The organism is Falsochrobactrum tianjinense, from assembly GCF_019100495.1.
GTDB classification, from domain to species: Bacteria; Pseudomonadota; Alphaproteobacteria; order Rhizobiales; family Rhizobiaceae; genus Brucella; species Brucella tianjinense.
Genome location: NZ_JAHRVA010000001.1, coordinates 839,046 through 859,193, shown reverse-complemented (window position 1 = coordinate 859,193; position 20,148 = coordinate 839,046). Strand labels below are relative to the sequence as shown.

The window sequence follows — 20,148 nt, the reverse complement described above, 5'->3', positions numbered from 1 at the left end:
TACTCATGATCCTATCTCGAATAGCGATAAGACGCATTCGAAAGGGACACATTTCCCCATATTCGTTTATCCTCTGGCAGAGTTGAGAACTATCGCCTATGCGTCCAATTGTCCAAAACTCTCGCAAAGCAATCGTACAATGAGGCTGTGCGGGCGTGAAATAGCCGGTCGCCCTCTTGCATTTGCAGCCAAAATTCGCCACCTCACTTGGTGAGGTATATGAATGCAAGACACTCGCGAAACGTTGGATATGGAGGAGCTGCTGCGCTTTTATGCGGAAGCGGGCGTCGACATGCCGCTTTCGGAAACGCCCATTGACCGTTTTGCCGCGCCGCAGCGCCCTGCTCCAACGCAAAAAGCCGCGCCAATCACGAGCCTGTCTGAGACCGTGCGGCCATCGCGCGAACCACGCGCCGCCGCCATTCCATCTCCGGCAAGCAGGCCAGTGCAGGCCGCAGCAGATTTACCGGATAACGCCCAGATAGCGCTTGCGCGCGAAGCCGCGTCACAAGCAACAACGCTGGAAGAGCTGCGCGAGCGGCTTGCGGCCTATGATGGCTGCAACCTGAAATTCACCGCCAAGAATCTCTGCTTTGCCGATGGCGACCCGTCTTCGGACATCATGTTCGTTGGCGAAGCGCCGGGCCGCGATGAGGATATCGAGGGCCTGCCCTTCGTCGGCAAATCCGGGCAGTTGCTCAACCGGATGATCGAGGCGATCGGGTTAAAACGCGAAAGCGTCTATATCGCCAATACGATTCCGTGGCGCCCCCCCGGCAATCGCACGCCTACGCCGCTGGAAACCGAATTATGCCGCCCGTTTATCGAACGGCAGATCGAGCTTGCCACTCCTAAAGTGCTGGTCGCGTTGGGCGGCCCGGCAGGCAAGGCGCTGACGGGCGCATCGGAGGGGATTTTACGCCTGCGCGGCAATTGGAAAGTTCATCGCACGCCATCAGGCATGGAAATTCCGGTCATGCCCACCCTGCACCCGGCCTATCTGCTGCGCACCCCCGCACAGAAACGTTTTGCCTGGCGTGATTTTCTGGCTGTAAAAATGAAGCTTGCTGAATTAGAGGACTGATTGTCCTTCAAGGCAACGGCATCGACAGTGAGCAATGTCACCAACATGCCGCAAACATGTATTAATTCGCCGTTCGCAAGACGCCTGACCGTGGCGGGCACCTTTACAATATACAGGCTTCGTGGAGTTTCACATGGCTGGACAGCTTCTGCCCATCGCTGCTCTGCTTGCGAGCACGTTTCTCATGTTGCTTGCCGGTGGCCTCGCAGGCATCCTTTTGCCCCTGCGCGGAGGTATGGAGGGCTGGTCCACTACGATCATCGGCGGGATGGGGACCAGCTATTCGCTTGCTTTCACCATTGGCTGCATCGTTATTCCCCATCTGGTGCGCCGTGTCGGTCATGTGCGCGTCTTCTCCGCTCTACTGACGCTGCTGTCTATCGCACTGCTTTTGCACTCGCTCATTGTCGATCCGTCCGCCTGGATGATTTTCCGCGGCATTGCCGGGTTTTCACTTGCCGGCTCCTATATGATTATCGAAAGCTGGCTGAATGAGCGCGCCACCAATGAATCGCGCGGCAAGATATTCTCGATCTATATGATCATCACGATGTTTGGTTTGCTTTGCGGGCAATATATCCTGCCCTTTGGCGATGCGGGAACGCAGACGCTGTTCATCATCTGCGCCATCATCTATGCAAGTGCTCTGCTGCCAACCGCCCTTTCAAGTGCCCAGTCGCCAAATCCACTGACGCAGGTCTCCCTCGATATCAAGGGGCTCTATCGCCGCTCACCAGTTGCCGCCATTGGCTCCCTGCTCGCCGGTATCGTGGCGGGCACATGGAACTTCCTGGCGGCAATCTATGGCGAAAAGAACGGGCTGTCGACATTTGGCATCGCGACCATGCTGGCCAGCGCCATGGTGGGAGGAACGATCTTCCAGTATCCGCTTGGCCGCGCCTCGGATTTCATGGACCGGCGTTATGTCATGATCGTGGCGGGCATTATCGGATTTGTGCTTTCGATGGTGATGGTGCTGTTTCATCCCTCGTCACCCTATACGCTCTATGGGATGATGTTCCTGTTCGGCTCGGTGCTCTATCCGATCTACAGCCTCAACGTCGCCCATGCCAATGACTATGCCGATAACAGTGAATTCGTGAAGATTTCGGGCGGACTGCTCATAATTTACGGGGCCGGGAGCGTATTCGGACCGGCACTGTCCGGTCCTCTGATGGATCTGATGGGCGCGCGAGGCTTCTTCGTCGTTATGGCGCTAGCCTATGGCATTTACGGGCTGCATGCCTTCTGGCGCATGCGTCATCATCGACGCCCGGCTCACAGCGATCAGAAAACAGAATACAAGTTCCACACTCCGGACGGGCAATCCACGCCGGAAACCATGTTGCTCGATCCCCGTTCGGAAAGTACTCCGGAACAGTCCTGACCCGGTAGGCTTACTGCTGCTGCGGCGCATTAACCTTGTGCGGCTCTATCGCCAGCTTATGCTCGCGATAGATGATGAACCCGCCTGCCCCCATGACGATGGCGCTGCCCACAAGCATTTCGAAGGTCGGAATATCACCGAAAAGCAAAAAGCCGATGCCCAGCCCCAGCAGCATCGACGTATATTCGAATGGCGCAATCGTGGACATGGGCGCATGGCGATAACATTCAGTCAGCAGAATCTGCGCTACTCCACCGGCCACGCCAGCCCCGATCAGCATGGCCAGTTGCGGCCAGTTCGGCATTACCCAGCCGAAAGGCAGGCTGAACAGCGCAATAACGCTGGAGGACAGGGAAAAATAAATAACGATAGTTGAGGTGCGTTCGGTTTGCACAAGGCGGCGCACCAGCATCATCGCAAAAGCGGCCATGGTTGCTCCGCCGAGCGCCGCCAAGGCACCGACTGCTTCGAATTGCCCGACATTGCCTTCCGCAAACAGCGTCATACGGGGCCAGATGATAATCAGCACGCCGAACAAGCCAATGAGCACCGCGCTCCAGCGATAAAGACGCACTACTTCATGCAGCACGAGAGCACCCAGAATCACTGCAATCAGCGGCGAGGCATAATTGATGGCAATGGCCTCTGGCAAAGGCAGCCGGGTCAGCGCCAGAAAGCTCAAGGACATGGCGCCCACGCCAACCAATCCGCGCCAGAAATGGCTGAAGCCGTGCCGCGTATAAAGAATGCCGGAAAACTGACCACGGCAGGCGAAATAACACAATATTGCAAGCGCTGCGAAGAAGGAGCGGAAGAAGATCAATTGTCCAAGGGGAATACCTTCAGCCGCCTTGATCAGCGTCGACATGCCGACAAAAACCGTAACGGACGCAATTTTGAGGCCGATACCCAGCAGCGGATTATGGCCAAGAAGGTTGACCTCGACCGGCTCACTCGGTGAAATATTCGATGGAGACGCGTCCGGGAGAGATTTCACAACGCAATTCCTTGAACAGGCCTGATGCCATAGCGGGCTATGCATAAGCCGGTTCGCGCAAAAGTGCCAGCACAGCAGAGGACAGAAAAACAAAATATCTCGCTATCTTAGCTTTTCTTGTCGGATGGCGAAAAGCCGGTTACGGTTCGCCCGACGAACGGATCACAGAAAAGAATTTTGCAATGCGTACTGAAACCGGCCGGACATTTCGCCTCGAAGATTATCGCCCCACGCCTTATGCTATTCCCGCTACCAAACTCGATTTCCAGCTAGAGCCGGAAAAAACGATCGTGCGGGCGGAACTCATCATTGATCGCCGCCCCGGCACGCCTGTGGGCAGACCGCTCATCCTTGATGGCGACGAACTGAAACTGGTCAGTGTCAGCATTGACGGCACGCAGCTGGGCGGCAACAGCTTCACCGCCACGCCGGACAGGCTGGAGATAACCGATCTGCCGGAAGGTGAGCGCTTCGTTCTGGAGATCGTCACGGAAATAAACCCGACGACCAACCGCCAGCTTTCCGGGCTGTATCGTTCAAGCGATGTCTATTGCACCCAATGCGAGGCCGAAGGCTTTCGCCGCATTACCTATTATTATGACCGCCCCGATGTGCTTTCCGTCTACACCGTGCGCATCGAGGCTGATCGCAACGTTGCGCCGATCCTGCTCTCGAACGGTAATGTCCTCGAAAGCGGCATGGTTGCTGATCAGTCAGGGCAGCATTTTGCGATCTGGCACGATCCGTATCCCAAGCCATCCTATCTGTTTGCGCTGGTGGCAGGTTCACTTAGCGTTGTCGAGGACCATTTCACCACGCAATCGGGTCGCCCGGTCAATCTGGCCATCTATGTCGAGCACGGCAAGGAGGCGCGCGCACTCTACGCGATGGATGCGCTCAAGCGTTCCATGCGCTGGGACGAAGAAAAGTTCGGGCGCGAATACGACCTTGATGTTTTCAACATCGTGGCGGTTTCGGATTTCAACATGGGGGCCATGGAAAACAAGGGCCTCAATGTCTTCAACGACAAATATGTGCTGGCCGATCCAGAGACTGCCACCGACGCCGATTATGCCGGTATCGAAGCGGTCATCGCACATGAATATTTCCATAACTGGACCGGCAACCGTATCACCTGCCGCGACTGGTTCCAGCTTTGCCTCAAGGAAGGGCTGACGGTCTATCGCGATCATGAGTTTTCGGCCGACCAGCGCTCACGTCCCGTCAAGCGTATTACCGAGGTAAAAATCCTCAAGGCGCAGCAATTCCCGGAAGATGGCGGCCCGCTCTCGCATCCGGTTCGCCCGCGCGAATATAGCGAGATCAACAATTTCTACACGGCCACGGTTTACGAAAAAGGGTCGGAAGTGGTGCGTATGATCCGCACCATCATCGGGCCTGAGCTTTTCCGCAAGGGCATGGACCTCTATTTCGAGCGCCATGACGGCGAGGCTGCGACCATCGAAGATTTCATCAAGGTCTTCGCCGATATATCGGGGCAGGATTTTTCGCAATTCGCGCTCTGGTACGATCAATCCGGTACGCCGCTGGTCCAAGCCCGTTTCAGCCATGATGCGCAACAGGCCCGTTTTACTATCGAGCTTGCGCAGACAAACGCGCCCACGCCCGGGCAGCCCGTAAAAAAGCCGATGCATATTCCCATTGCCTTCGGCCTTGTCGGGCCGGATGGTCACGATATGCAGCCCACATCCATCGAGGGCGGCATGGTTCGCGATGGGGTCATTCATCTTTGCCATGCCAAAGAATCCATTGTTTTTCATGGCGTGGCCGAGCGTCCCGTACCTTCGCTGCTGCGCGGTTTTTCGGCCCCTATCAATCTGGCTCAAGAACTTTCGGCGCAGGAACGCAGTTTCCTTGCGCTTAACGACAGCGATCCCGTCGCACGCTGGCAGGCCATGAACGGTATTTTCACAAAAGCGCTGCTTGATGGCGCCAAGCGTGCACGCGACGGCTACGAACCGGAAGTCGATGGCATCATCACCGAACTGGCTGGGAGCATCGCTTTTGACGAGAGGCTTGATCCAGCCTTTCGCGCACTTTGCCTGACCTTGCCGAGTGAAAACGATATTGCGCGGGAAATGGGCCAGAATGTCGATCCCGACGCCATTCTAGCCAGCCGTCAGCATATGACGGGTGCCATAGCTTCAGCCTATACCGACCAGTTTACCTCGCTTTACGACGCCTTGCGGCAGGAGCGCGCCTTTTCGCCCGATGCGGCACAGGCAGGCAAGCGAGCCTTGCGTAATGTGCTGCTTGATTATCTGAGCCGCCATGACAGCCACCCCGACCGCGCGGCAGAACAATTTGGCGAAGCCGACAATATGACGGATCGCGCCGCAGCGCTTGCCATATTGGTGCATCGCTTTGGTGATACGCCGGAAGCACATGCGGCGCTTGCCTCCTTCGAGCAACGCTTTGGCAAGGATGCACTCGTCATGGACAAATGGTTCATGGTGCAGGCCACCCGCCCCGGTGAAGCCGCACTCCAGAACGTGCGCGCATTGATGGAGCATCCGCTGTTCTCACTCGACAACCCCAATCGGGTACGCGCCCTGATCGGATCGTTCTGTGCGGCTAACCCGACGGGCTTCAATCGTTCGGATGGGACAGCCTACACCTTTTTCGCCGATACGCTCCTGGCTATCGATCCGGAAAATCCTCAGCTTTCCGCGCGGCTGCTCACGTCGCTGCGTTCCTGGCGCTCGCTTGAAGAAGGACGGCGCGAGCACGCGCGAGTAGCGCTGGCGCGCATTTCCGCTGTTGCCAGCCTCTCCACCGATCTGCGCGATATTGTGGAGAGGACACTCGCCTGATTCGCGAGTTCCCTATTTATGGGTAATGCCAGCTCCTTACCTACCACAGTCAGGAGCGGCAAGGAGCGACCGGCCTTCTTAGGGCAAAGCTCGGCCGTCCATACAAAAACTTGCAGCTTTCATGAGTCATTTCAGGGCTTTAAGTGCACCGCCTTAGAAACTGATTCCGGTTAACACCTTGAGATTCATGGAAAAAAGAAAACCGATAGGTAGAGAATTTCATCATGCATTAACGAATTCTCTGGACAGAGCGAATCACTTTTGATTCATTAAGCTTGTTCGGAGCTGACGTTTCGAAACGCTTTGAGTACAGACTTCAGTTCGTGCAGTTCCGGGCGGCTGATGCTTCAGCCTATCGTTGGAACTGATTCAAAAAATCAAGAGGGGCCCTCGATGGCGAGCACCGACGCGTATGACGCGCCGGCGGGGAAGCATTGCGCGCCCCGACGGGAAAGAAAGAAAGGCAGGCTCTCGGGTCATGTCAGTCTTCTTGCCGGCCCGGCCTATGGCAAGTTCATCTCGATGGAGCCGATATTGCGCCGCCTCGTTCCGGCGCTCATTATCATATTCCTCATCATTCTCGGCGTGGCGCGTGTTTTTTCAATGCTTTCGTGGCGCGAGGATATCGAGCAGCAGCACAAGGCCGCTCTTTCGGCAGCGACAGCCAATCTGGCGCAGATGATCGAGCGCGCATCCAATGGTATCGATGGGGGCGTGAACGCGCCTGCGCAGATGGCACCGAAAGATATCGAAAACATCATCGCAGAATTCCGCTCGCGCGGCCTTTCCTCTCCCAGCATGACAATCGCTCTGGTCAACGACACCTCGACGATCATCGCCGCCTCCGGGCCGCAGTCGGACATGGTGGGCAAGCAGGCAAGTGCAGTGTTCGGCGAGGTCCAGCCTTTGTTGCTTTTTGCCGAACGCGCAGGCGTGCTCACAATCACCATGCAGGGCGAAGCAGCCTTCGGCGCCCTATCCAAAACGGTCTCAACGCCTTTTGCAGTCATCGCGGTACAACCGGAGCGGACGATCTTTGCCGAATGGAAACGCGCGGTTTCGCTCAGCATCACCCTGTTTGCCGGCACGACCGGAGTGATGTTCGCGATCCTTTACGCCTATTTCAGCCAGGCGGCGCGGGCGCGGGAAGCCGACGATCTTTCCGGCCAGATCCAGCGACGCATCGATATGGCGCTGGCGCGCGGGCGCGGCGGATTGTGGGACTGGGACATGGCGCGCGGGCGTATCTACTGGTCGCGTTCCATGTATGAAATGCTCGGCTATGAGGCACAGGACGCAGTGCTCCCTTTCGGCGATGTTTCCGCGATCATCAATCCCGAAGATGGCGATCTTTATTCGATCGCGGAACGGGCGGCAGCGGGGGATATTTCCCATGTGGACCGCGTATGGCGCATGCGCCACGCAGACGGCTCATGGGTGTGGATGCGAGTGCGCGCGGAAATCACGACCGAGAGCGATCTGCATCTGGTCGGCATCGCTTTCGACGTCAGCGAGCAGCACCGCTTTGCGCAGCAGACAGCGGAAGCCGATATGCGCATTCGCGAAGCCATCGAGAATATTTCGGAAGCCTTCGTCTTGTGGGACGCCAAAAGCCGTCTGGTCATGGCCAATTCCAAATTCAGCGAATATGCGGGCCTGCCGGTCTGGACGTTGAGGCCGGGCGTACCGCGCAACGAAGTTGACGCCCATACCCGCCCGTTCAGCTTCGAGCGCCGCATGGCGAACGAGCATAATCACGCGGGCGGCCAGACTTTCGAGCGGCAATTGAGCGACGGGCGCTGGCTCCAGGTCAACGAGCGACGTACGCAGGATGGCGGGATGGTTTCCATCAGCACCGACATCACGCAGATCAAGCAGCATCAGGAGCGTCTGGTCGAAAGCGAGCGCCGCCTGATGGCTACGATCCACGATCTTTCCATCGCCCGCAAGGGCGAGCGCGACCGCGTGCGCGAGCTTTCGGAACTGGCACGCAAATATGGCCAGGAGAAAGAACGCGCGGAAGCTGCGAACCGTGCCAAATCGGAATTTCTCGCCAATATGTCGCATGAATTGCGCACACCGCTCAATGCAATCATCGGCTTCTCGGAAATGATTCAGGCAGGGACGTTTGGGCCGCTCGGCTCTGACCGCTATGAAGAATATATCAACGATATCCACACCAGCGGCAATTTCCTGCTCAACGTCATCAACGACATTCTCGACATGTCGAAGATCGAGACGGGGCATTTCTCGCTCGACCGCGAAAAAATCGATCTATGTCCGCTCATTAATGAAACGGTGCGCATGATCTCGCTACAGGCGGACGAGAAGGAAATTACGGTGGATACGCGCATTGAAGAGGCAATGCAGCTCTATGCCGATCGCCGCGCGATTAAGCAGGTTCTGATCAATCTTCTGTCCAACGCCGTGAAATTTACCTCCTATGGCGGACAGATCACCGTGCGCGCACGCAAGACCGGCACAGCGCTTTTCATGACCATACAGGATACCGGCTGCGGCATTCCCAAATCGGCGATCAAGAAGATCGGCCAGCCCTTCGAGCAGGTGGAAAACCAGTTCACCAAGACCCATACCGGTTCGGGCCTCGGGCTTGCCATCACGCGCTCACTGGCCGAACTGCATGGCGGCTGGCTTCGCATCCGCTCGACGGAAGGTGTGGGCACGGTGGTTTCAGTGTGCATTCCCGATCGCCGCGAAAACGGCGCTCCCGGTCTTCAGTCCGAAACCCACGCTGCCTGATTATTGCACAAGTTCATCAAAGCCTGAGCGAACCTCCACCGCCAGTTCCGTCAGATAATGCTCGACCCGCTGGATGTCGGGCATATCGGCGGCGCGGCACAGCAGATCGATCATGCCGGGGATGAACTCCTCGCGCCTTGCATCGCGCCCAATGCAGAGCCGGGTGGTCTGGCTGAGATTGGTATAGAAGCGATGCGCTACAACGAGACTGTCAATACGGGCAGGATCGGCAAATGACGGCGCAAGCCCCGCCAGCACGTCCTCCGTGCCCAGCGGGCGCGGCGTATGCGCCACCCTTCCCGCAAGAGCCGCAAACTGGGCGATGAATTCGAGATCGATAATGCCGCCCGGCTTGAGCTTGAAATCCCAATCGTCAAGTGGCGGTTTTTCCCGCTCAATCAATTCGCGCATCTCGCGCACGTCATGAGCAATTTTCTTTCTGTCACGCGGAGTGGCGAGCACATCTTCGATTTCGCTTTTTATGAAATCGATAAAGGCCGCATCGCCATGGATCGGGCGTGCACGCGTCAGCGCCATATGCTCCCAGGTCCAGGCTTCGCTGCGCTGATATTTGCCAAAGGATTCGATATGGGTCGCGACGGGGCCTTTATTGCCTGATGGCCGGAGCCGCATATCCACCTCGTAAAGCACGCCTTCGGCGGTCGGCGCGGAAAGTGCTGCAATCAGCCGCTGCGTCAGGCGGATATAATATTGCGACGGCGCAAGCGGCTTTTCGCCGTCCGATTCCTCAGCGTGCCTGTCGTGGTCATAAAGCAGGATCAGATCGACATCGGACCCGGCCGTAAGCTCGCGGCTGCCAAGCTTGCCCATGGCAAGAAGTGCTGCTTTCGCGCCCTTCACCCTGCCGTGCCGCCGCTGTAATTCGGCCTCCACCGCCTCGAAAGCCTTGCCCACCATCAGTTCGGCCAGATCGGAGAAAGCGCGGCCTGCGCGCACCCCATCTATCGTTCCGGTGAGAAGACGGATGCCGATCAGGAAACGGTGTTCGGCTGCGAAAATGCGCAGGCGGTCGAGCACTTCTTCATAATCGGTCGCAGCCCCCAGAAACACGCGTAACCTCTCTTCGAGATAGGAACGATTGGGTACTTCCGAGAATATGACCGGATCAAGCAGGCCATCGAAAACATGGGGGTTACGGGTAATGATCTCCGCGAGCTTCGGTGCAGCACTCATAATCATTACGATGAGATCAAGCAGGCGCGGATTGGATTGCAGCAAGCTGAAAAGCTGAATGCCCGCAGGCAGGCCCTGCAAGAAGCTGTCGAAACGCAGCAGGGATTCATCGGCGCGCCTTGTTTCGGCAAAGGCGTTGAGCAGGGCCGGTATCAATTCGGTCAGACGCTCGCGCGCTTCCGCCGATTGCGTGGCGCGATAGCGGCCAAAATGCCAGGTGCGGATGACGCGGCAAATATCGCTCGGACGCTCATAGCCCATGGCGCTGAGCGTTTCGAGCGTGCCGGGATCGTCCACATCGCCGGTGAAGACAAGATTGCCGCCGGAAGAACCCAGTTCCGGCGCCTGCTCGAACAGGGCGGCATAGTGCTTTTCGACCGTCTGGAGCGCGCCGAGGAATCGATCGGAAAACTCTGCCGTGTCGGCATAGCCCATCAGATATGAAACGCGGGTAAAACCTTCGTCGTCTTCCGGCAGAATATGGGTCTGCTCATCGGCAATCATCTGGATACGGTGTTCGACTTCACGCAGGAAATTATATTCTCGCGCCAGCGCATCGCGTGCCGCATCAGTAATCCAGCCGCGTTCCGCCAGCCTGCCCAGCATGGGCACGGTCTGGTTGCCTCGCAATTCCGGAAAGCGCCCACCGGCGATCAATTGCTGCGTCTGGACGAAGAATTCGATCTCGCGAATGCCGCCGCGCCCCAGTTTCACATTATGGCCGCGAATGGCAATATCGCCATGGCCTTTATGGGCATGTATCTGTCGTTTGATCGAATGCACATCGGCGATTGCGGCATAGTCGAGATATTTACGCCAGACATAGGGCGCAAGCTCGGCCAGCACCTGTTCGCCCGATTTGCGGTCGCCCGCCACGGGCCGCGCCTTGATCATGGCGGCGCGTTCCCAGTTCTGACCGCGCCCCTCATAATAATGCAACGCGGCTCCCACCGGAATCGCAAGCGGCGTCGAACCAGGATCGGGACGAAGGCGCAGATCAACGCGGAAGACATAACCATCCGCCGTGCGATCCTGAAGGATACGCACCAGCCTGCGTGTCAGGCGCGAGAATGTCTCGATACATTCATAGGGATCACCGATGGCGGGCCGGGTTTCATCGACAAAGACGATCAGATCGATATCGGAGGAATAGTTGAGTTCCCGCGCACCGAACTTGCCCATGCCCAGCACGATCCAGCCGCAATCCTTTTCAGGATCGTCACGATCTGACAGCACGATCTTGCCCACGCTGTCCGCATCGCGCAGCAGAAATCGAATGGCGGCTCCTGTACTGGCTTCGGCGAGATCTGTAAGCCAGCCGGTGGTAGTTTCGGTGTCGAAAATGCGCGCCACATCGCACAGTGCGATCAGCACATGCGCCTCGCGCTTGAGCTGGCGCAATCTGCTCATCAGGATGGTTTCGCTAATCCCTGCCTGTGTGTCGCACAGGGAAATTTCGGCCAGAACACCGGCCAGCGCCGTCTCCGGCGCATGGGCTGCGATCCGGTCGAGAATGCGGGGCTGGCGTGTCAGCACTTCCCTTATATAGGGGGAAAGGTCCAGCACGGCGGCAAGAAAAGCTGCTATATTATTGTCACGCATAAGCGCCAGGACGCGGGAAAATTCATCTTCCTGCGCTCTGGCTTCAAGATCAGCCAGAAAGGATTGCGCCCTTTGCTCGTCGAGCGGCGCAAGCGGGCAGAGTTTACGATCAAAAAACAGTGCCTTTGCGTCCTCTGCCGCCATAGTCCCCTCTTATAATCCGATCTGGCATTGCATATTTATTTAGCTGTCTCGTCATGAGGCAGCGGAAACTCCAGTACCGCCCGCAGGCCGGGTTGGTTATCCTCAAGACGAAGCGCGCCACCGTGCAACTTCATAATCGCCTTGGCAAGACTTAACCCCAGCCCGGAGCCCGGCTGGGTGCGACTTTCTTCAAGCCGCACAAAACGCTCGGTGGCCTGCTCGCGCTTGTTCTCAGGAATGCCGGGGCCATTATCGGCCACGACGATGCGCACATGTCCCGGATCGCGCTCCATGGCCAGGGTCACAATGGAGCCGCCCCTCTCCCCACCGGCATATTTGATGGCATTATCTACCAGATTGGAAACTGTCTGGCCGATCAGCTCGCGATTGATGCGCACGGGCGTATCATCCAGTGTACCCAGCTCAAATCTGACGCCTGCATCTTCCGCGACCGGCTCATACATTTCGGCAACATCGCCCACAATGGACGCGAGCGGCATGTCATCCAGATTTTCCGATGAATAGCCTGCCTCCAGCCGTGAGATCATCAGGATTGCATTGAATGTGCGGATAAGCTGGTCGGATTCGCCGATAATATCTTCCAGAGCCGCACGATATTCAGGGCCATCCTTCTGGCCCGAAAGCGCTTCTTCGGCGCTATTGCGCAGACGTGTGAGCGGCGTCTTGAGATCATGAGCGATATTGTCGGAGACCTGTTTCAGCCCCTCGTTCAGTTCAAGGATGCGCCCCAGCATGATGTTGAGATTGGTCGAAAGGCGATCAAATTCATCACCAGAACCATTAACCGGCAACCGCCCCGTCAGATCGCCCTCCATGATGCGTTGCGACGCGCCCGAAACTTCATCGATACGCTTGAGCGCCCGGCGACCCACGAAGAACCAGATGAGGAAAGCCCCTACGCTCATGATACCGAGCGCCAGCATGAGCGAGCGGCGGACAAGATCGCGGAAGCGTTCCGGCTCGCCCAGATCGCGCCCGACCAGAAGACGCATTCCATTGGGCAATGCGATCACCACGGCAATCGCGCGATGTTCGGTTTGCGCGCCTTGTTCGCCATAGCGGCTATAAGTGAAAGCGCGCTCGACAATGCCGTTCGTGTCCAGAACACCGGGCTGCACGCTTTCGACATTTCCGGCCAGGATACGTCCGGTGGGATCAGAGACCAGATAGAGATAGGCGCCGGGCTGGCGCGAGCGATAGTCAATAGAACGCACAAGCTGCGGAATGCCGCCTCGCGCATAGCTTTTGCCGATACTTGCAATTTCTTCACCCAGTGCTTCCTGCGTTTGCCCCGCAAGAAAGGACGCGGAAAGATTGGTCATATAGAAGACCAGGGCCACGGCACCAACTACAAACAGCAGCAGATAGAGCGCTGAAAGGCGAGCAGCCGTTGTGCGCATCAGCGCAGAAAAGCGGCTCATCATTCCGTCCTGGCAGCCGTGCCCGGCTGTTTTGTCCGGTCTGCTTTGAGCATATAGCCCGCGCCGCGCACGGTATGGAGCAGCGGTCCATCAAAGCCTTTTTCGATCTTGCTGCGCAAGCGCGAAATATGCACATCGATCACATTGGTCTGTGGATCAAAGTGATAGTCCCAGACATTTTCCAGAAGCATGGTGCGGGTGACGACCTGCCCGGCATGACGCATGAGATATTCGAGAAGGCGAAATTCGCGCGGCTGAAGCGCGATATCAACGTCCTGCCTGCGGGCAGTATGCGCGAGCCGGTCAAGCTCCAGATCACCGACACGATAGATTGTGTCCGCTTCGCGTGGGCTTGAGCGGCGCTGCAAGACCTCGACGCGCGCCAGCAATTCCGAGAAAGCATAGGGCTTGGTAAGATAATCGTCTCCGCCCGCACGCAATCCGGTAACGCGATCATCGACTTCACCAAGGGCAGACAGGATCAGCACCGGCGTTTCCATGCCTTTGGCGCGCAGGCCCGCCACGACGGAAAGCCCGTCGCGCCTGGGCAGCATACGATCCACGACCAGCACATCGTAGTTGCCGTTTTCGGCCAGTGCATAGCCGATTTCACCATCACCCGCGATATCGGCTGAATGTCCGGCCTCGGTAAAGGCTTTCTCAAGATAGCGGGCCGCTTCGCGGTCGTCTTCAATAACGAGAATCTTCATGGCGTCACTATAAACCGGGTCGCTGGAGAAAATGAAGCAATGCCAGACGGAAGTTCCGCCTGGCATCCAATTTTCAGACGTTTTTCGTCAGAACGATCATCCGTTGCGGTTACCCGGCCTGATCGATCGGCAAAGCCACGAAGCGGCTCTGATCGTTGCTCTGCAATTGCAGCAGGACCGCCTTGCGACCCGCCTTTGCGGCTTCATCAATGGCCTTGTTGATGTCCTGTGCGTCTTTAACAGCCTGGTTGTTGACGGTTACGATCACATCGCCGGAGCGGATGCCGCGATCCGATGCATCGCTATCGGGATCGACATTGGTCACAACAACGCCGTTGCCGTCTTCAGACGGAACAACCGTCAGGCCATACGAGTCAAGAGTTTCGCCTTGCTGCGTATCGCCGCCTGGAGCCGGATTGTCCGTCTTGCCCAGATCCTCCGGCATGGCCGCAATGGTGATGTTGACCTCTTCGGCCTTGTTCTTGCGCCAGACAGTCAGAGCCACCTTTTCGCCGGGCGTGATATTGGCGATCTTGCGGGCAAGCTCGCGCGGGCCATCGACCGTCTCGCCATTGACTGCGGTGATCACATCTCCCGCGTTGATGCCAGCTTTTGCGGCCGGTCCATCGGATTGCGGCGAAGCGACAAGCGCTCCCTTTTCTTCAGCAAGGCCAAGCGAGGCTGCGATGTCCTTGGTGACAGGCTGAATCTGCACGCCGATCCAGCCGCGCTCGACCGACCCCTTCTTGATGAGCTGATCGACGACCTGCTTGGCGGTCGATGACGGAATGGCAAAAGCAATGCCGACGCTGCCGCCTGATGGTGAGAAGATAGCAGTATTGATGCCGATGACTTCACCCGACAGATCAAAAGCCGGTCCGCCGGAATTGCCCTTGTTCACGGCTGCATCAATCTGGATGAAGTCGTCGTAGGGACCAGCACCGATGTCGCGGCCACGGGCAGATACGATACCGGACGTAACCGTGCCGCCAAGACCAAAGGGATTGCCGACCGCAACCACCCAGTCGCCGACGCGGATCTTGTTATCATCGCCAAAGGTGACATAGGTGAATTTGCGCTTGGCATCTTCGATCTTGAGCACGGCAAGATCGGTGCGCGGATCGGTGCCGATCAACTTGGCATCGAATTCCGCACCATCATCGAGCACGATGCTATAGGCATCGCCATCGGAAACGACGTGATTATTGGTGACAACGTAACCGTCTTCCGAAATCAGGAAGCCGGAACCCTGCGCCACTGGACGTTCATGTCCCGGACGGCTTTTCTGGCGGTTTCCGGGACGCGCATCGCCGCGCGGCTCGACGCCGAAATCACGGAAGAAACGCTTGAGCGGGTGCCCGTCAGGCAGTTGGTCAAACCCCGGAGAGCCAAAGAACTGCCGCCCGCTATTGGCGGTTTCCTGCACATCCTTCTTCACCCGAACGCTGACAACAGCCGGACGGACTTTTTCAACCAGATCCGCGAAGCCTGCCTGCTGAACGGGCGGGGTGATCTTCACAGCTTCAGCGCGGGCATCATTGAGCGCGCCCATCGGACCCGTTGCAACGAATGTACCAGCGAGCGCAGCCGCCAGTGCTACGGCTGCAACACTTTTGCGATATTTGGAAATCGTAGCTTTTGACATCTGTCTCTCCTTACGAGCAATCCGAGGCCGTTACCCCATCAAGGCAATCCGGCACTGTAAATCCTTTATAGGGCGTAAGATAGCGAGAGCTACCTTACCGCTCGATTTCCGGAAGATGAAAGTTTTGTAAGGTTGAGAAAAAATACCGGCCCGAACGGTGGGTTATTTATCGTCAAGAAGCCGGGTAAGCTCGGCTTTTTCACGCTCCGAGAGGGGCTTCTGGACTTCGGCCATCGTGTCGCGCTTGCGGAAAGAAAATATCAGCGCACCTCCGCCAATCAGCAGAATCAGCACCGGAAAACCCCAGAGCAAGGCAGTCTGCGCATTTAAACGCGGTTTTAGCAGAACGAACTCGCCGTAACGAGCCACGACAAAATCCATGACCTGCCGGTCCGAATCGCCCGCAGTCAGGCGCTCGCGCACCAGAATGCGCAGGTCGCGCGCCAGTTCGGCATTGGAATCATCAATGGATTCATTCTGGCAGACCATGCAGCGCAGTTCTGCCGAGATTTCGCGCGCACGGCTTTCAAGCTGCGGATCGGACAGAACCTCGTCGGGATTGACCGCCAGAGAAGGTGTCGCCTGAAACGACAGCCCAAGCCCCAGCACAAGCGATGCAGCCGCCGCGCGCAGCCTCATGCCGTCGCCCCTGCTTTTCCTGTTGTGGATGACGATGCGGATTTGCGTGCCTTTGATGGTGCGCCCACGCGCAGGCGGCGGTCGGCCAGCGAGAAAATGCCGCCCAGCATCATCACAATCGCGCCGTACCAGATCAGCGTCACATGCGGTTTCCACCAGACACGCACCACGATAGCGTCATCGCCCACCTCGTCGCCAAGCGCGACATAGACCTGATTGAACCATAATGTCCTTATGCCTGATTCTGTGGTCGGCATCTGGCGGGCAGGGAAGAACCGCTTGGAAGGTTCGATCAGGCCAAGGTCACGGGCCGTTGAATCGAACAGTGTGAAGCTGCCGCGATTTTCAGTATAATTCGATCCGGTAACGGGGCGCAGCCCCTCAAAGCGCAGCGAGTAATCGGCAACCTTCGTGGTATCGCCGGGGCGCATGACCAATACGTTTTCTGTGCCGAACGTTGTGACGCTGACGATCCCCAGCAGGGTGATCCCAAGTCCCATATGCGCAAGTGCGGTACCGAAAACCGAACGCGGCAAGCCTTTGAAGCGCGCAAATGCCTTTGCAGGCGATACCTTGCCGATGCCCGCTTTCAGAAGCAGATCGGTGAGACTGCCGAAGATGAGCCATGCGGCAAGGCCGATGCCCATTGCCGCAAGAACCGAGTGGGCATTGCTGCGCCACAAGACAATGCCCGTCACCACCAGCGACAAGGCAAATGCCGTCATCAATCGTTGCGCGACCGCATAAAGATCGCCTCGCTTCCACGCAAGCAGCGGGCCGAACGGCACGGCGAAAAGCAGCGGGATCATCAATGGCCCGAAGGTCATGTTGAAGAAGGGCGCGCCCACGGAAATCTTGTCGCCGGTCAAAACTTCGAGCAGAAGCGGATAGAGCGTGCCGATGAGAACCGTCGCGGCAGCGGTCGTCAGAAAGAGATTGTTGAAGACCAGCGCGCCTTCGCGCGAGATCGGCTGGAACAATCCGCCGGACGCAAGGTTCTGCACGCGCAAGGCAAACAGCGAGAGCGAACCGCCGATGAAGACCGCCAGAATGGCGAGAATGAAAAGGCCGCGCCCCGGATCGGTCGCGAAACTGTGCACGGAAGTGAGAACACCGGAGCGCACCAGGAAAGTACCAAGCAGCGAAAGCGAGAATGTCAGAATCGCCAGCAGGACCGTCCAGATTTTCAGCGCCGAGCGCTTTTCCATCACAAGGGCGGAATGAAGCAGGGCTGTGCCGACCAACCATGGCATGAAGGACGCATTTTCGACCGGGTCCCAGAACCACCAGCCGCCCCAGCCCAGTTCGTAATAGGCCCAGTAAGATCCCATAGCGATGCCGCCGGTCAGAAACATCCATGCGACCAGCGCCCATGGGCGAACCCAGCGCGCCCATGCCGCATCGATACGGCCTTCGATAAGGGCGGCAATGGCAAAGGAAAAGCAGACGGAAAAGCCGACATAACCAAGATAAAGGAGCGGCGGATGGATTGCGAGGCCGATATCCTGAAGGATCGGATTGAGGTCTCCACCCTCCATGGGAGCGGGGAAGATGCGCGTGAAAGGATTGGAGGTAAAGATGACAAAAGCCAGAAAAGCCGTTGCTATCCAGCCCTGAACCGCCAGAACATTGGCGCGCAATGTCTCGGGCAGGTTGGCGGAAAAGCCCGCCACCAGCGCGCTGAAGAAGCTCAGGATCAGCACCCACAGCAGCATAGAGCCTTCGTGATTGCCCCATACGCCGGTGATCTTATAGAGAAGCGGCTTTTGCGAATGCGAGTTCTCGACCACGTTGAGAACGGAAAAGTCCGAAACGACATAAGCGATGGTGAGGACCGCAAAGGAAAAGGCGATCAGCGCGAAAACAGCCACCGCAGTTGGCACCGCAACAGCCATAAGCTGCATGTCTCTGCGCTGCGCGCCAATAACGGGCACGATCGATTGCACGACCGACAGGGCCAGCGCCAGCACCAGTGCAAAATGGCCGATCTCGACATTCATAGACTGTATCCCGGTTTCTTCATTGGCCTTCCCAGACGCCCTTTTCCTTCAGGCTGCTGGCCAAATCCTTGGGGGTGTAATTCTCATCATGCTTGGCCAGCACATTGTCGGCGCGGAACACTCTGTCAGGACCGAAACGGCCCTCGGCTACGACCCCCTGCCCTTCACGGAAAAGGTCGGGCGGAATACCCTCAAAAACCACTTTGGCGGTCTTGATCGTATCTGTAACGGTGAAATGGAGTTCGCTGCCCTGCCGCGTTACCGAACCTTCCTCGACGAGCCCCCCCAGACGAAACCGCGCGCCGGAAGTAATTTCCTGTTCGGTCAGATCGGCAGGCGTGCGGAAAAATCGAATATCCTGACTGAAAGCCATCAGCATGAGGCCAACGGCCACGGCCAGAACCGCCAGAGCGCCGCCGATCAGCATCAGACGCTTGCGTTTTCTCCGGCTGACGGCACGGGCAATGCCTGCGCCCTTGTTCACCCCCGACTTTCCGGGTCCATTTTCCTGCGTAGTCGCACTCATTGGGTCGCGCTCCCCGCTTTCAAACCAAGTCCGGCGGCGAAACCTTGCAGATCCGCACGCTCCTCGCCTTCGAGGGCTTCAAGCCCCCTTTTCAAGCCGTCCAGAGCCGCATCGCGGCGATTGAGGATCATATAGGAGCGCACGAGGCGCTTCCAGCCATCGACGTCAGCGCTGTTTTCGCGAAGCCTTGCATCCAGACGCTGGACCATGCCTTCAATCATGGCCTGACGATCTTCGGCGCCAAGTGCTGCCGCCGCTTCAACATCTTCGGGTGTCGGGCCTTGCGGGGCAGCGGCCCCTCCACTAAGGCTGGCAATCGTCTGCTCGACCTGCGCGCGCCAAGGCGCGTCAGCCGGGGCTTTGTCCAGAAACGCCTGCAACCTTAGCGCCGCGGCATCACTGCGGCCATCCTGTATTTCGCTCTGCGCCAGATAAAATTGCGGGCGGACATCATCAGGTCCAAGCTGCGCGGCCTTTTTGAAAAGCGTTTCCGCCTCCGCCGTGACCGTTCCGCCGGATATCTCGACCAGGGCTTCGCCGAGGCCAAGAACGCGCGCCAGGTTCTCGCCTTCCAGACGGATGGCCGAACGATAGGCATTGGCGGCGTCAGCACCACGATTGAGCCGCAGATAAATCGGGGCCAGCACATCCCAGCCGCGCGCATCGTCGGGATTTTGCGCCAGATGGGCTTCTGCCCGCGCAATGAGCTGATCGACCGAGTTGCGTTCCGGGCTGTCAGCCAGACGGGCGGCAAGCGGCATGGATGGCATATCTGGAGCGCCGAAAAGCGGATAGACGCCCCACGCGATCAATGGAACCGCGAGCACGGCGGCAAAAGCCAGAAAGCGGCCCGAGCGTGCCTTGTCCGTGCCTGATGTAGTTTTCGTACCGGCCTTTTCCGCACCAAGAATGCGGCGCGCAATTTCAAGGCGCGCCTGCTCGGCGCTCGCGACATCGATCATGCCGCGCGCAGCATCCGCCTCCACTTCCTGCAACTGGTCGCGGTAAACTTCCAGATCATTTTTTTCGGCAGGCAGAAAGCCCTGCCTGTTGCGCGTCAGCGGCAACAAAACAATCAGTGTGGCTGCAAAAGTCAGCAATGCGGCGGTTAACCAGAATTCCATGGCTGAGACTTAGTCGCAGCGAAGGCAAAAACCAACATCTACCTGCGCCAACGCGCCCGA

13 protein-coding genes are annotated in these 20,148 nt (G+C 57.8%); 4 read left to right on the top strand and 9 right to left on the bottom strand.

Annotation, left to right across the window (positions count from 1 at the left end; genetic code table 11):
• Positions 1–223: 223 nt before the first annotated feature.
• Together KUG47_RS04050 and KUG47_RS04045 are read left to right on the top strand one after the other, a co-directional pair.
• A complete protein-coding gene (locus KUG47_RS04050; RefSeq protein ID WP_217676639.1) occupies positions 224–1,084 on the top strand; it encodes a uracil-DNA glycosylase in 861 nt (286 codons plus the stop codon).
• A gap of 133 nt (positions 1,085–1,217) precedes the next feature.
• Complete coding sequence (locus KUG47_RS04045) at positions 1,218–2,471, top strand: MFS transporter (protein WP_217676638.1); 1,254 nt, start codon at positions 1,218–1,220, stop codon at positions 2,469–2,471.
• A gap of 10 nt (positions 2,472–2,481) precedes the next feature.
• On the opposite strand, the gene KUG47_RS04040 is transcribed toward KUG47_RS04045, so the two are convergent.
• A complete protein-coding gene (locus KUG47_RS04040) occupies positions 2,482–3,513 on the bottom strand; it encodes a DMT family transporter (RefSeq protein ID WP_217676637.1) in 1,032 nt (343 codons plus the stop codon).
• A 137-nt stretch (positions 3,514–3,650) separates the two neighbouring features.
• Here KUG47_RS04040 and pepN point away from each other — a divergent pair, with 137 nt between their 5' ends.
• The gene (gene pepN, locus KUG47_RS04035; protein WP_217676636.1) at positions 3,651–6,302 is read left to right on the top strand and encodes an aminopeptidase N; all 2,652 of its coding nucleotides are present in this window, start codon (positions 3,651–3,653) and stop codon (positions 6,300–6,302) included.
• 393 nt (positions 6,303–6,695) lie between these two features.
• Positions 6,696–9,062 (top strand): PAS domain-containing sensor histidine kinase, encoded by a 2,367-nt coding sequence (locus KUG47_RS04030; protein WP_217676635.1) that lies wholly within the window; start codon positions 6,696–6,698, stop codon positions 9,060–9,062.
• On the opposite strand, the gene KUG47_RS04025 is transcribed toward KUG47_RS04030, so the two are convergent.
• From KUG47_RS04025 to ccmI, 8 genes are all read right to left on the bottom strand, one after another.
• Positions 9,063–12,002, bottom strand: coding sequence for a bifunctional [glutamine synthetase] adenylyltransferase/[glutamine synthetase]-adenylyl-L-tyrosine phosphorylase (locus tag KUG47_RS04025; RefSeq protein WP_217676634.1), 2,940 nt, complete (start codon positions 12,000–12,002; stop codon positions 9,063–9,065). It lies immediately after the preceding gene.
• Positions 12,003–12,037: 35 nt separating this feature from the next.
• Positions 12,038–13,447: a sensor histidine kinase gene (locus tag KUG47_RS04020; RefSeq protein ID WP_217676633.1), complete on the bottom strand. Its 1,410-nt coding sequence runs from the start codon at positions 13,445–13,447 to the stop codon at positions 12,038–12,040.
• On the bottom strand, positions 13,444–14,154 hold the full coding sequence (locus KUG47_RS04015) for a response regulator transcription factor (RefSeq protein WP_217676632.1): 711 nt from the start codon (positions 14,152–14,154) through the stop codon (positions 13,444–13,446). Before KUG47_RS04015 ends, KUG47_RS04020 begins: the two co-directional genes overlap by 4 nt.
• 109 nt (positions 14,155–14,263) lie before the next feature.
• Positions 14,264–15,799 (bottom strand): Do family serine endopeptidase, encoded by a 1,536-nt coding sequence (locus KUG47_RS04010; RefSeq protein ID WP_217676631.1) that lies wholly within the window; start codon positions 15,797–15,799, stop codon positions 14,264–14,266.
• Between the two features lie 162 nt (positions 15,800–15,961).
• Positions 15,962–16,438, bottom strand: coding sequence for a cytochrome c-type biogenesis protein (locus KUG47_RS04005; protein ID WP_217676630.1), 477 nt, complete (start codon positions 16,436–16,438; stop codon positions 15,962–15,964).
• On the bottom strand, positions 16,435–18,438 hold the full coding sequence (locus tag KUG47_RS04000) for a heme lyase CcmF/NrfE family subunit (protein WP_217676629.1): 2,004 nt from the start codon (positions 18,436–18,438) through the stop codon (positions 16,435–16,437). The genes KUG47_RS04005 and KUG47_RS04000 overlap by 4 nt, the downstream gene beginning before the upstream one ends.
• 19 nt (positions 18,439–18,457) lie before the next feature.
• A complete protein-coding gene (gene ccmE / locus KUG47_RS03995; protein ID WP_217676628.1) occupies positions 18,458–18,964 on the bottom strand; it encodes a cytochrome c maturation protein CcmE in 507 nt (168 codons plus the stop codon).
• Positions 18,961–20,088 (bottom strand): c-type cytochrome biogenesis protein CcmI, encoded by a 1,128-nt coding sequence (ccmI, locus tag KUG47_RS03990; protein ID WP_217676627.1) that lies wholly within the window; start codon positions 20,086–20,088, stop codon positions 18,961–18,963. The genes ccmE and ccmI overlap by 4 nt, the downstream gene beginning before the upstream one ends.
• Between the last annotated feature and the right edge of the window lie 60 nt (positions 20,089–20,148).

Bases quoted from the DNA above. Each gene is read 5' to 3' on its own strand.
- KUG47_RS04050 (WP_217676639.1), top strand. From the start codon at position 224: ATGCAAGACACTCGCGAAACGTTGGATATGGAGGAGCTGCTGCGCTTT.
- KUG47_RS04045 (WP_217676638.1), top strand. From the start codon at position 1,218: ATGGCTGGACAGCTTCTGCCCATCGCTGCTCTGCTTGCGAGCACGTTT.
- KUG47_RS04040 (WP_217676637.1), bottom strand. From the start codon at position 3,513: ATGCATAGCCCGCTATGGCATCAGGCCTGTTCAAGGAATTGCGTTGTG.
- pepN (WP_217676636.1), top strand. From the start codon at position 3,651: ATGCGTACTGAAACCGGCCGGACATTTCGCCTCGAAGATTATCGCCCC.
- KUG47_RS04030 (WP_217676635.1), top strand. From the start codon at position 6,696: ATGGCGAGCACCGACGCGTATGACGCGCCGGCGGGGAAGCATTGCGCG.
- KUG47_RS04025 (WP_217676634.1), bottom strand. From the start codon at position 12,002: ATGGCGGCAGAGGACGCAAAGGCACTGTTTTTTGATCGTAAACTCTGC.
- KUG47_RS04020 (WP_217676633.1), bottom strand. From the start codon at position 13,447: ATGATGAGCCGCTTTTCTGCGCTGATGCGCACAACGGCTGCTCGCCTT.
- KUG47_RS04015 (WP_217676632.1), bottom strand. From the start codon at position 14,154: ATGAAGATTCTCGTTATTGAAGACGACCGCGAAGCGGCCCGCTATCTT.
- KUG47_RS04010 (WP_217676631.1), bottom strand. From the start codon at position 15,799: ATGTCAAAAGCTACGATTTCCAAATATCGCAAAAGTGTTGCAGCCGTA.
- KUG47_RS04005 (WP_217676630.1), bottom strand. From the start codon at position 16,438: ATGAGGCTGCGCGCGGCGGCTGCATCGCTTGTGCTGGGGCTTGGGCTG.
- KUG47_RS04000 (WP_217676629.1), bottom strand. From the start codon at position 18,438: ATGAATGTCGAGATCGGCCATTTTGCACTGGTGCTGGCGCTGGCCCTG.
- ccmE (WP_217676628.1), bottom strand. From the start codon at position 18,964: ATGAGTGCGACTACGCAGGAAAATGGACCCGGAAAGTCGGGGGTGAAC.
- ccmI (WP_217676627.1), bottom strand. From the start codon at position 20,088: ATGGAATTCTGGTTAACCGCCGCATTGCTGACTTTTGCAGCCACACTG.